This window comes from Streptomyces sp. (genome assembly GCF_031181705.1).
Lineage (GTDB): Bacteria > Actinomycetota > Actinomycetes > Streptomycetales > Streptomycetaceae > Streptomyces.
The window spans coordinates 1-11413 of sequence record NZ_JAPSKN010000128.1 but is presented as its reverse complement, the minus strand read 5'-3'; the positions used below and the strand labels follow the sequence as shown (position 1 = coordinate 11413).

Below are 11413 nucleotides of genomic sequence, written 5' to 3'. Positions count from 1 at the left end.
GTTCGCTGAGCGCCAAGCGGGGCGGCGGCGGGCTGGTCTCGGGTCTCTCCGCGATCGGCTCGGACGCCGACGCGCTGTGGGTCTGCTCGGCGCTGTCCGACGGCGACCGGGAGGCGGTCCGGCGCGGAATCGTAGGAGCGGGGCCGGAGGCCCCTCCGCAGAGGGGTGGTGGCGGGCGACGGGCGGGCGAGGACGGCGTGCGGATGCTGGACATCCCGGCCGACGTGCACGCCGACGCGTACAACGGCATCGCCAACTCGGTGCTGTGGTTCGTCCACCACATGCTCTACCAGACGCCGCTGGAGCCGGTCTTCGACGCGGAGTTCCGGCGCCAGTGGGCGTCCTACGAGACGTACAACCGGGCCTTCGCCGAGGCGCTGGCCGAGGAGGCGGCGCAGGGCGCGGTGGTCGTGGTGCAGGACTACCACCTGACGCTGGTGCCGGGCATGCTCCGCGAGCTGCGCCCGGACCTCAGGATCGGCCACTTCTCGCACACGCCGTGGGCGCCGCCCGAGTACTTCCGGATGCTGCCGGACGACGTGGCCGGGCAGGTGCTGCGCGGCATGCTGGGCGCGGACCGGCTGGGCTTCCTCACCCAGCGCTGGGCGGACGCGTTCACGGCGTGCGCGGAGCGGTTCGCGGGCGGGCTCGGCGGCACGCGGATCGGCGTGCACGGGCTGGGCGCCGACGCGGACTTCCTGCGCGAGCGCGCGCACGAGCAGGACGTCGAGGAGCGCATGGCCGCGCTGCGCGAGGAGATCGGCGAGGGCCGCCGCACCATCGTCCGCGTCGACCGCACCGAGCTGTCCAAGAACATCGTGCGCGGCCTGCTGGCCTACCGGCGGCTGCTCCAGGCCCACGGCGAGTGGCGCGAGCGCGTGGTGCACGTCGCCTTCGCCTACCCCTCCCGGCAGGACCTCGCGGTGTACCGGGAGTACACGGCCGAGGTGCAGCGGCTCGCGGACGAGATCAACGCCGAGTTCGGCACGCCCGGCTGGACGCCGGTCGTGCTGCACGTCAAGGACGACTTCGCCCGCTCCCTGGCCGCGTACCGGCTGGCCGACGTGGCCCTGGTCAACCCCATCCGCGACGGCATGAACCTGGTCGCCAAGGAGGTCCCGGTGGTCTCCGACGCGGGCTGCGCGCTGGTGCTGTCCCGTGAGGCCGGGGCGCACGAGGAGCTCGGCGAGGACGCGATCACGGTGAACCCGTACGACATCACCGGCACGGCCGAGGCCCTGCACGAGGCGCTGTCGATGCGCCCGGAGGAGCGGGCCGAGCGCAGCAAGCGCCTCGCGGCGGCGGCCACGGCGCTGCCGCCGGCGCGGTGGTTCGTGGACCAGCTGGAAGCGCTGAAGGGATGAGCGGCCCGATGCCCGCCTCGCAGCCGCTGCCCCCTCCCGTCACGAAGGCGGGCCTGGAGGGCCTGGACGCCCTGCTCGCCCGTCCCGGCAAGGCGCTGATCGGTCTGGACTTCGACGGGACGCTCGCGCCGATCGTCGCCGACCCGGAGCTGGCCCGGGCCCACGAGGACGCCGTGCCCGCGCTGGCCGCGCTGGCGCCGAAGGTCGCCGCCGTGGCGGTGATCACCGGCCGGCCCGCCGCGGTCGCCGTGCGCAACGGCGCCTTCGCGGGCGTGCCCGGCCTGGAGCGCCTCGTCGTCCTCGGCCACTACGGCGCCGAGCGGTGGGACGCCCGCAGCGGCGAGGTCAGCACCCCCGCACCGCACCCGGGCGTGGCGGCCGTCCGCGCCGAGCTGCCCGGGCTGCTCGACGGGACCGGCACCTTCGTCGAGGACAAGGGCCGGGCCGTGGCCGTGCACACCCGCCGGGCCCCCGATCCGCAGGCCGCCTTCGACGCCCTGCGCGCCCCGCTCACCGCCCTGGCGGAGCGGCACGGCCTGATCGTCGAGCCGGGCCGTCTGGTCCTGGAACTGCGTCCGCCCGGCGTGGACAAGGGCGTCGCCCTGCGCGCCTTCGCCCGGGAGATCGGCGCGGAGTCCGTCCTCTTCGCCGGCGACGACCTCGGCGACCTGCCCGCCTACGCGGCCGTCGACGCCCTGCGCGCCGAGGGGACCCCGGGCCTGCTGGTGTGCAGCGGCAGCGACGAGGTGACCGAGCTGCGGGAACGGGCGGACGTGGTGGTGGACGGCCCCGAGGGCGTCGTACGGCTGCTGCGCGAGCTGGCCGGCCGGATCGGCTGAGGCCGGTCCCGCGGGGTCAGCGTTCCGCCCGGCGCCGGTCCCGTACGCGCCGCAGCCGGTTGACCGTGACCGGGTCGTGGGCCAGCGCCCGGGGGTCGTCGAGCAGGGCGTTGAGGAGCTGGTAGTAGCGCACGGGGGCGAGCCCCAGCTCCTCGCGTATGGCCCGCTCCTTCACGCCCGGGCCGGGGAAGCCGCGGCGTTCGAGCGCGAGGATGTCCCGCTCCCTGCGCCCGAGCCGCCGGTCGTCCGTGTCGTCGTCCATGTCCGGCACCGTAACGCCCGCCACCGACAGCGGGTCTACTCCGCGCTCTCGGCCCGGACCGCCGCCGCCTGGAGGTGGCCGAGGATGCCCGTGGGGCTGCCGCCGGGGGCGACGGCCTTGCCGATCTGCGTCTTGACCTGGGCGCTGACGTCGGCCCAGGAGGTCTTGCCGACCGGGTACAGCTCCGAGGACGGCAGCTCCTCCAGGAACGGCCTGAGGTGCTTGTCCTCCTCGGCGGCGGTCATGGTCGCGGAGGCGGAGGCGGTGACCGGCAGCAGGTCGTACCGGCGGGAGAAGGCCAGCACGTTCTTCTCGCTGTAGACGAAGTCGAGGAAGTCGCCGATCTCGTCGCGGTGGCCGTGCTCGCGGAAGGCCGTCATCCAGTCGGCGACACCGAGCGTGGACTTGCTCGGGCCCTCCTTGCCGGGCGTGGGCACCATGCCGAACTTGACGCCCTTGCTCTCGGCGATCTTCATCAGGGAGGGGTGGCCGTTGAGCATGCCGACCTGGCCCTTGGCGAAGGCGGCGAACGCGTCGGCCCGGTTGAGCTCGCCCGGCGCGACCGGCCCGGTCAGGTCCTTGCCGACGAGTTCGTCCTTCAGCCAGGAGAAGGTGTCGATGTTCTCCGGGGAGTCGATGCCGTAGCTGTCGACGCTGTCGGTGTAGCCGCCCCCGCCGCTGAGCATCCACTGCATGGTCTCGGCCTGCGCCTCCTCGGGGCCGAGGGGCAGCGCGTAGGGGTACTGCACGCCCTCGGCCTTGAGCGCCTCGGCGGCGTCGGCCAGGTCGTCCCAGCTCTCGGGCGGGGTGAGGCCGGCCTTGGCGAAGAGGGTCTTGTTGTAGAAGAGCACGCGGGTGGAGGAGGCGAACGGCATGCCGTACTGCACGCCCTTGACCTGGCCCGCGGCGGCCAGCTGCCCGACGAAGTCGGCCTGCACGGGTATGGAGAGCAGCTCGTCGGCCTTGTACAGCTGGTCCTGCGCCGCGTAGTCGGCGTACGCGCCGATCTGCGCCATGTCCGGCGGATCTCCGGCCGAGACCATCTCCCGGACCTTGCGGTCGACGTCGTTCCAGGAGTAGACGCTGACGTCGATCGTGACGTCCGGGTGGTCGGCCTCGTACTCCTCGACCAGCTTGTCCCAGTACTTCTTCGAGCTGTTGGCCGCGCTGTCGCCGTAGTCGGCGGCGACCAGCCTCAGGGTGACGTCACCCGAGCCGCCCGTGACGCCGCAGCCCCCGAGGACCGCCGTCATGCCCAGTGCGGACGCCACCGCGATCGTTCCTGCCATTCGCCGACGCTGCACCGCTGTCTTCCCCAACCCTGGCGTCCCGCGCCGCACTCGGCACGGGGTGCCACACCCGAAACTTTTCGACATTCGGAATAGGTCTACACCACGTGAGTGGACTAGACCTCTCGCGGGTCCCCGGGTCACACTGTTCCCCGTGAGACATGTCATCGCCCTCGACGTGGGCGGCACCGGGATGAAGGCCGCCCTGACCGGGCCGCGGGGCGAGGTCCTGCACCGCGCCCGCCGGGCCACCGGGCGTGCCCAGGGGCCGGACGCCGTCGTCGCGGGCATCCTCGACTTCGCCGCCGAGCTGCACGCCTACGGCACGGAGCAGCTGGCCACGCCGGCGTCCGCCGCCGGCGTGGCCGTCCCCGGCATCGTCGACGAGGCCGAGGGCGTCGCCGTCTACGCGGCCAACCTCGGCTGGCGCGACGTCCCGCTGCGCGGTCTGCTGGCGGAGCGGCTGGGCGTGCCGGTCGCCCTCGGGCACGACGTGCGCACCGGCGGCCTCGCCGAGGGCCGGGTCGGGGCGGGCCTGGGTGCGGACCGGTTCCTGTTCGTGGCGCTGGGCACCGGCATCGCGGGCGCCATCGGCGTCGACGGCCGGGTGGAGGCGGGCGCGCACGGCTTCGCGGGCGAGATCGGCCACATCGTCGTACGCCCCGGTGGTGTCCCCTGCCCCTGCGGCCAGCGCGGCTGCCTGGAGCGGTTCGCCTCCGCGGCGGCCGTGAGCGAGGCCTGGGCGGCGGCGGCCGGCACCCCGGGCGCGGACGCGGCGGACTGCGCCAGGGCGGTGGACTCCGGTGACCCCCGGGCGCTCGCCGTCTGGCAGCAGGCCGTGGACGCCCTGGCCGACGGCCTGGTCACGGCCCTGACCCTGCTGGACCCCCGCGTCCTGATCATCGGCGGTGGCCTGGCGGAGGCGGGAGACACCCTGCTCACGCCCCTGCGGGAAGCGATCCGCAGCCGCATCACCTTCCAGAAGCAGCCGACGATCGTCCCGGCGGCGCTGGGGGAAGCGGCCGGATGCCTCGGTGCCGGGCTCCTGGCCTGGGATCTCCTCGACCACACCGACCGTATGGAGGTAACGCCCTGATGACCGATGCCCCAGGGGCGCGGGGAACTGCGCGACCAGCCACAACGCATCCGCACCCCGCCGCGGCCGGCCACCCCACGGTCCTGGCCGGCGCGACCGTCGTCCTCCCCACAGGAGCCGTCGACAACGGCCGGTTGGTCATCGACGGCACCCGCATCACCGCCACCGCCCCCGAAAACGCCCACGTCATCGACGCCACCGGCCACTACGTGGTCCCCGGCTTCGTCGACCTGCACAACCACGGCGGCGGCGGAGCCTCCTTCACCTCCGGCTCGGTCGACGACGTCCTCAAGGGCATCCACACCCACCGCCTGCACGGCACGACCACCCTGGTCGCCTCCACCGTCACCGGCGACCTGGACTCCCTCGCCCGGCGCGCGGGCCTGCTCAGCGAACTCGCCGAGCAGGGCGAGATCGCCGGCATCCACTTCGAGGGACCGTTCATCTCCCCCTGCCGCAAGGGCGCCCACTCCGAGGAGCTGCTGCGCGACCCGGACCCCGCGGAGGTCCGCAAGCTGATCGACGCGGCCCGGGGCCGGGCGAGGATGGTCACGCTGGCCACCGAACTGCCCGGCGGCCTGGACTCCGTACGCCTGCTGGCCGACCACGGCGTGATCGCGGCCGTCGGCCACACCGACGCCACCTACGAGCAGACGGTCCAGGCCATCGACGCGGGCGCGACGGTCGCCACGCACCTCTTCAACGCGATGCCGCCGCTCGGCCACCGCTCCCCCGGCCCGATCACCGCGCTCCTGGAGGACGAGCGGATCACGGTCGAGCTGATCAACGACGGCACGCACCTGCACCCGGCGGCCCTCCGGCTGGCGTTCCACCACGCGGGCGCCCGCCGGGTCGCGTTCATCACCGACGCGATGGACGCGGCCGGCTTCGGCGACGGGCGCTACTGGCTGGGCCCCCTGGAGGTGGAGGTCGCCGACGGCGTGGCCCGCCTGGTCGCGGACGGCACGATCGCCGGCTCGACCCTCACGCTGGACCGGGCCTTCCAGCGGGCGGTCACCGTCGACGGCCTGTCCGTCGAGGACGCGGTGGCGGCGCTGTCGGCCACCCCGGCCCGCCTGCTCGGCATGGACGACACGATCGGCTCACTGGAGCCCGGGAAATCGGCCGACCTGGTGCTCCTGGACTCCGCGTACGAACTCAAGGGCGTGATGCGCCGGGGTGAATGGGTGGTCGGTCCCCAACTGGGCTGATCCATCCCGCAGTCGGGAGACGGTGGCCGACTCCAGGACTGGGCCGACCGGCGTCTCTTTGGCATGATCGGGGCTTCCGGACAGTTCACGTCAGCCAGCGCATCGGGGGAGGTCGGCCCAGGTGATCCTCACGGTCACACTGAACACCGCTCTCGACATCACCTACCGCGTACGGTCCCTGCGGCCGCACGCCTCCCACCGCGTCTCCGAGGTGACGGAACGCCCCGGCGGCAAGGGCGTCAACGTCGCCCGGGTCCTGGCGGCGCTCGGGCACGAGGTGACGGTGACCGGCTTCACGGGCGGGGCGACGGGCCGGATCGTCCAGGAGAAGCTCGCGGCGGTACCGGGGGTGGCGGACGCCCTGGTCCCGGTCTCGGGCGCGACCCGCCGCACGATAGCCGTGGTCGACGAGCACACCGGCGACACGACCCAGCTGAACGAACCGGGCCCGACGATCACCCCCGCCGAGTGGGCGGCCTTCCAGGAGGCCTACGCGGACCTGCTCCACGGCGTCTCGGCCGTGGCCCTGTGCGGCAGCCTGCCGCCGGGCGTGCCGGTGGGCGCGTACGCGGGCCTGGTCCGCACGGCGCGAGCCGCGGGCGTGCCGGTCCTCCTGGACACCAGCGGCGAACCGCTGCGCCGGGGTGTCGCGGCCCGCCCCGACATCATCAAGCCGAACGCGGACGAGCTGGCGGAGCTGACCGGCTCCCACGAGCCCCTGCGCGCCACCCAGGACGCCCGCCGCCGGGGCGCCGGCGCGGTGGTCGCGTCCCTCGGCCCGGACGGCCTGCTGGCAACCACCCGCGAGGGCCGCTGGCGGGCCACCCCACCGGCCCCCCTGCGAGGCAACCCGACCGGGGCCGGAGACGCGGCGGTGGCGGGCCTGCTGTCGGCCCTGGCGGAACACCTCCCCTGGCCGGACCGCCTGACCCGGGCCACGGCCCTGTCGGCGGCGACGGTGCACGCACCGGTGGCCGGGGAGTTCGACCGGGGGGTGTACGAGGAACTGCTGACGAGGGTGGCGGTGACGCGGGAGGTCAGCGCGGCCTGAACCGCTAGGAGCCCTGCTCCGTGGTGAGCCACAGCTGGTCGAGGACCGCGTCGCACTGGTTGCCCTCGTTGCAGGCGAGCTCGATGGTGTTGGTGCCCTTGGTCAGGTTGACGTTGGACCACGTCTCCTGCCAGCCCTTCTCCCAGTCCCCCTTGGGCGTCCCGCCGAAGTTCTTCATGTTCACGGGACGGGACTCGGCCTCGCCGTTGACCAGCAGCGTCGCGTTGGCGTCGACGCCCGGGATGCCGTAGCGGACGTAGAGCCGGTAGGTGCCCTTCTCGTCGATGCCGTTCACCGTCCAGGTGACCTTGGCCCCGACCTGGTTGAAGCCCGTCACGTAGACGCCGCCGTCGGCCTTCGCGCCCTTGAAGTCCGACGCCGTCGTGACACCGGGGCTCAGCCGCAGCGCCTTCGCGTCGATCTCCGGCAGCTCGGCCTCGGCCGCTCCGCTCTTGCTGGCCGAAGCGCTCGGGGTCGGCTCCTCGGACTGCGTCGGGACCGTGCCCCCCGCGTTGTCCGACTCGCCCTTGTCCTTGTCGCCGCCGACCATCGCCACGCCGATGCCGATGACGACCGCGGCGACCACCGCGACCGCGCCGATCAGCAGGCCCTTGGTGTTGGGCCCGCGACCGCCCCGGCCGCCGCCGTGGCCGCCGGACGGCATCGCCGTCTGGGTCGTGGGCGCGCCGCCGGGCAGCGTTTCCGGCGCCGCGTAGTGCGCGCTGGGCTGGCCGTAGGCGCCCTGCTGCTGCGGGACCTGCCCGTGGACCGCCTGCTGCTGCGGCTGACCGTACTGACGCGTGCCGACCGCGCGTACCCGGTTGACCGAGTTCGGGTAGCCGTAGCCACCGGACGGCGGCTGGGCTCCGTTGGCCTGCCCGTCGGCGTAGAGGTAGCCGAACGGGTCGTCGTCCTCGGGCGTGCTCGCGCCGTTGTTGCCGGGCGTCATCCCTTGGTCTCCTCAGTCAGGTGCGGTGCATGCGGTACGGGTCGTGAGAACGCGAGCCTACCCGCTCCCAGTGACCCAAACAGGTGACTCAGACCGCATCAACTCGCTGACCTGGGGTTCACCCCGCGCGTCTGTGTTGTTTGGGACGAGATCGTTTCTCGACGTACATCCGCTCGTCAGCGGATTTCAACACCTCGTCCGCCGTCATTCCACAGTGTGCCCATCCGATGCCGAAGCTGGCGCCCACCCGGACGGCCCGCCCCTCGGCGCGGATGGGCTGGATGATCTCGTTGCGCAGGCGGACCGCGAGGTCCTGCGCGTCGGCCCGGCCGAGCCCGTCGGCCAGGATGACGAATTCGTCACCCCCGAGCCGGGCGACCGTGTCACCGTCGCGCACACCGTTGCTCAGCCGCCGGGCCACCTCGATGAGCACCGCGTCGCCCGCGTTGTGCCCGAACCGGTCGTTGATCGACTTGAAGCCGTCGAGGTCGCAGAAGAGCACGGCGAGGCCCTTGGTGCCGTCGTCGTGGTCCCCGTCCGGGGCGACGGTGTGCACATGGTGGTCGTAGGCGTCGTACGGCTCCACGCCCTGCCGGAAGTCGAAGCCGGGCCCCACCACGTCGAAGGCGGGATGGCCGTAGGCCGCGTCGTGGGACTCGGCGACGGCGGAGTGCGCGGTGGTGCGCTGGCACAGGCGGGCGGAGAGCCGGGAGCGCAGCTCCGCGGAGTTCGGCAGGCCGGTGAGCGAGTCGTGCGAGGCGCGGTGGGCGAGCTGCAGCTCGCGGCGCTTGCGCTCCTCGATGTCCTCGACGTGGGTGAGCAGGAAGCGCGGGCCGTCGGCGGCGTCCGCGACCACGCTGTTGCGCAGGCTGACCCAGACGTACGTGCCGTCCCGGCGGCCCAGGCGCAGCTCGGCGCGGCCCCCCTCGGCGGAGGTCCGCAGCAGCGTGCCTATGTCCTCGGGGTGGACCAGGTCGGAGAAGGAGTAGCGGCGCATCGCGGAGGCGGGGCGGCCCAGCAGCCGGCACAGGGCGTCGTTGGTGCGCAGGATCCGGCCGTGCTGGTCGCCGCCCATCTCGGCGATGGCCATGCCGGACGGGGCGTACTCGAAGGCCTGCCGGAAGCTCTCCTCGCTCGCGCGCAGGGCCTGCTGCTCACGCTCCAGGCGGACCAGGGCGCGCTGCATGTTGGCGCGCAGGCGGGCGTTGCTGATCGCGATGGCGGCCTGGAAGGCGTACATCTGCAGGGCCTCGCGACCCCAGGCGCCGGGCCGGCGGCCGTTGCGCGGCCGGTCCACGGAGAGCACGCCGATCAGCTCGCCGCAGGCGGCGTTGCCCTGCGGGCCGGGCGCGTACATCGGGGCGAAGAGCCGGTCGGCCGGGTGCCACTCGTCCTCGAAGCGGGGGGCGGGGCCGTCGGTGTACCACTGCGGGACGTCGTCGTCGTCGAGGACCCAGCCCTCGGTGTGCGGTATGAACACCAGGTCGCCCCAGTGCTCACCCATGCCCAGGCGGCGCTCCCAGGAGTCGCGCGAGCCGACCCGGCCGGTGATGAGGGCCTCGGCGGCGGGATTCCCGGCGAAGGCGGCGACGACGAGGTCGCCGTCGGGCCGTACGAGGTTCACGCACGCCAGCTCGTACCCGAGGGCGGCGACGACGCCCTCCGCGACGGTCTGCAGTGTGTCCGCCAGGCTGCGGGCCGTGTTCATGTCGGCCATGACCTGGTGCAGTTGTCGCAGGGAGGCAAGGCGGACGTAGGGCTCCGACTCGGTCTCCATGCTCGCCCTCCCCCCGAGTACCTCGCAGCGAATCAAGAATCAAGGGTCTTCGTCGGCGTACGGCCCTGGCAGCTTCCCCGCCACTGAATCACAGCGCGCTCCCCACTCGGTACACAGGGTCAACAATTCCTGCCCCTTGTGACTCAAGTCACAGGCAAACGTGAACAATTGAGTGGAGTTTCTGCTTCTCCACGTGCGGCCACCGAACGTGGACTTTGTCTGGTTGCGCACCTTTCCCCGGCCCGTCCCGGGTGTCCGTCGCTGGTCCTAGGACCGTGATCGGGCGGGAGCCCGATGCGCGGCGCGCGGTAGGGAGACTAGCGTTTCCGCCGTGCCGAACACTCCCGCTGCCACGTCCCCGATCATCCCGTCGCCCGCCTCCGGGCATGCTGAGGGGGTGAGCAACGACGAGTTCCGCGCCGCCATGTCCCGGCTGGCCTCGGGCGTGGTCCTGGTGACCGCGCAGGAGCCGCCGCTCGACCCTGACGACCCCACGGCGCCCGGCGGCGAGGACGTGGGCATGACGGCCACGGCCTTCATGTCCGTGTCCCTGGACCCGCCCCTGGTGCTGGTGAGCCTGCGCAACGGCTCCCGCATGGACGAGCTGCTGGAGGAGCGGGAGCTGTGGGCGGTCTCGGTGCTGTCCGAGAGCCAGCGGCACATCGCCGGCCGCTTCGCCATGAAGGGCCGGGTCAGCGACCGGCTGCTGTTCGCCGACATCCCGTACACGCGCGGCGAGTACACGGACGCGCCCCTGGTCGGCGGCGCCTTGGCCGTCCTGGAGTGCCGCACCGAACAGCGCGTGCTCTCGGGCGACCACACCCTGGTGATCGGCCGGGTCCTCACCGCCCGCGTGCCGAGCGCGGAGGGCGGCCCGCTGACGTACTTCCGGGGCAGGTACCGCCACTTGGCCTGAAGAAACCGTTCGCCGGCGGCGGACCGCCACCTAGGGTGCGCGCATGACGACGACCGGCCCGCGCCTCGAAGAGATCACCCCGGCGAACCTGGACGCCGCCCTCGGCATCCGCGTCCACCCCGCCCAGGAGCACGCGGTCGCCCCGGTCGTGAAGTCGCTGGCGGAGGCGTACGTGCACCCGGGGACCGCCTGGCCGCGGCTGATCCTCGACGGTGACCGGCCGGTCGGGTTCCTGATGGCCTTCCTCGACATCGACTGGCACGGGGACGGCAGCGTCCACCGCTCGGGCCTGTGGCGGCTGAACATCGCGGCCGGGGAGCAGGGCATGGGGTACGGCCGGTTCGCCGTCGAGTCGGTCGCGCGGGAGCTGCGCCGCCGCGGCCGCACGGAGTTCCACGCCACCTGGCACCCGGGCCCCGACGGACCCGAGGGCTTCTACCTGAGCCTCGGCTTCCGCCCGAACGGCGAGACCAGCGCAGACCAGACGGTCGGGGTGCTGGACCTGTTCTGAGGGCGGTCGGGCCCGGCTCCAGTTCTGCCCGGCTCCAGTTCTGCGCTGGTTCCAGTTCTGCGCTAGTTCCAGTTCTGCGCGGAGCGGCCCCGCTTGGTCTCCGAGCGCTGCTTCTTCTCCCGCAGCCGGCGTTCGTTGATGCCGCGCG

11 protein-coding genes and 1 pseudogene are annotated in these 11413 nt (G+C 73.2%); 7 read left to right on the top strand and 5 right to left on the bottom strand.

Annotated elements, in window-relative coordinates; all coding sequences use genetic code 11:
* On the top strand, window positions 1-1364 hold a 1364-nt coding region (locus tag RIN80_RS21445), incomplete at its 5' end, for a trehalose-6-phosphate synthase (protein ID WP_309097254.1).
* A gap of 8 nt (window positions 1365-1372) precedes the next feature.
* A complete protein-coding gene (gene otsB / locus RIN80_RS21440) occupies window positions 1373-2203 on the top strand; it encodes a trehalose-phosphatase (RefSeq protein ID WP_309097253.1) in 831 nt (276 codons plus the stop codon).
* A 16-nt stretch (window positions 2204-2219) separates the two neighbouring features.
* Here otsB and RIN80_RS21435 read toward each other — a convergent pair whose 3' ends face one another.
* Entirely contained in the window at window positions 2220-2465 is a 246-nt protein-coding gene (locus RIN80_RS21435; RefSeq protein ID WP_309097252.1) for a DUF3263 domain-containing protein, read from the bottom strand.
* 35 nt (window positions 2466-2500) lie between these two features.
* Window positions 2501-3754, bottom strand: a complete 1254-nt coding sequence (locus RIN80_RS21430; protein WP_309097251.1) for an extracellular solute-binding protein — start codon at window positions 3752-3754, stop codon at window positions 2501-2503.
* Window positions 3755-3908: 154 nt separating this feature from the next.
* Here RIN80_RS21430 and RIN80_RS21425 point away from each other — a divergent pair, with 154 nt between their 5' ends.
* The 3 genes from RIN80_RS21425 (at window position 3909) to RIN80_RS21415 (ending at window position 7112) form a co-directional block, all read left to right on the top strand.
* On the top strand, window positions 3909-4850 hold the full coding sequence (locus tag RIN80_RS21425; protein ID WP_309097250.1) for an ROK family protein: 942 nt from the start codon (window positions 3909-3911) through the stop codon (window positions 4848-4850).
* Entirely contained in the window at window positions 4850-6061 is a 1212-nt protein-coding gene (gene nagA, locus RIN80_RS21420; protein WP_309097249.1) for an N-acetylglucosamine-6-phosphate deacetylase, read from the top strand. The genes RIN80_RS21425 and nagA overlap by 1 nt, the downstream gene beginning before the upstream one ends.
* A 121-nt stretch (window positions 6062-6182) precedes the next feature.
* A complete protein-coding gene (locus RIN80_RS21415) occupies window positions 6183-7112 on the top strand; it encodes a 1-phosphofructokinase family hexose kinase (RefSeq protein WP_309097248.1) in 930 nt (309 codons plus the stop codon).
* Between the two features lie 4 nt (window positions 7113-7116).
* On the opposite strand, the gene RIN80_RS21410 is transcribed toward RIN80_RS21415, so the two are convergent.
* Both RIN80_RS21410 and cdgB read right to left on the bottom strand, forming a co-directional pair.
* On the bottom strand, window positions 7117-8061 hold the full coding sequence (locus RIN80_RS21410) for a carbohydrate-binding protein (RefSeq protein WP_309097247.1): 945 nt from the start codon (window positions 8059-8061) through the stop codon (window positions 7117-7119).
* Window positions 8062-8179: 118 nt separating this feature from the next.
* Complete coding sequence (cdgB, locus tag RIN80_RS21405; protein WP_309097246.1) at window positions 8180-9838, bottom strand: diguanylate cyclase CdgB; 1659 nt, start codon at window positions 9836-9838, stop codon at window positions 8180-8182.
* A 331-nt stretch (window positions 9839-10169) separates the two neighbouring features.
* On the opposite strand from cdgB, the gene RIN80_RS21400 reads away from it, so the two are divergent.
* Complete coding sequence (locus tag RIN80_RS21400; RefSeq protein WP_309097245.1) at window positions 10170-10754, top strand: flavin reductase family protein; 585 nt, start codon at window positions 10170-10172, stop codon at window positions 10752-10754.
* Between the two features lie 43 nt (window positions 10755-10797).
* Window positions 10798-11265: a GNAT family N-acetyltransferase gene (locus RIN80_RS21395; RefSeq protein ID WP_309097244.1), complete on the top strand. Its 468-nt coding sequence runs from the start codon at window positions 10798-10800 to the stop codon at window positions 11263-11265.
* A gap of 62 nt (window positions 11266-11327) precedes the next feature.
* On the opposite strand, the pseudogene RIN80_RS21390 reads toward RIN80_RS21395, so the two are convergent.
* A pseudogene (locus RIN80_RS21390) lies at window positions 11328-11413 on the bottom strand (aminoacyl-tRNA hydrolase); the annotation flags it as partial.

Coding starts and splice junctions, on each gene's coding strand:
- otsB (WP_309097253.1), top strand. CDS start 1,373: ATGCCCGCCTCGCAGCCGCTGCCCCCTCCCGTCACGAAGGCGGGCCTG.
- RIN80_RS21435 (WP_309097252.1), bottom strand. CDS start 2,465: ATGGACGACGACACGGACGACCGGCGGCTCGGGCGCAGGGAGCGGGAC.
- RIN80_RS21430 (WP_309097251.1), bottom strand. CDS start 3,754: ATGGCAGGAACGATCGCGGTGGCGTCCGCACTGGGCATGACGGCGGTC.
- nagA (WP_309097249.1), top strand. CDS start 4,850: ATGACCGATGCCCCAGGGGCGCGGGGAACTGCGCGACCAGCCACAACG.
- RIN80_RS21410 (WP_309097247.1), bottom strand. CDS start 8,061: ATGACGCCCGGCAACAACGGCGCGAGCACGCCCGAGGACGACGACCCG.
- cdgB (WP_309097246.1), bottom strand. CDS start 9,838: ATGGAGACCGAGTCGGAGCCCTACGTCCGCCTTGCCTCCCTGCGACAA.
- RIN80_RS21395 (WP_309097244.1), top strand. CDS start 10,798: ATGACGACGACCGGCCCGCGCCTCGAAGAGATCACCCCGGCGAACCTG.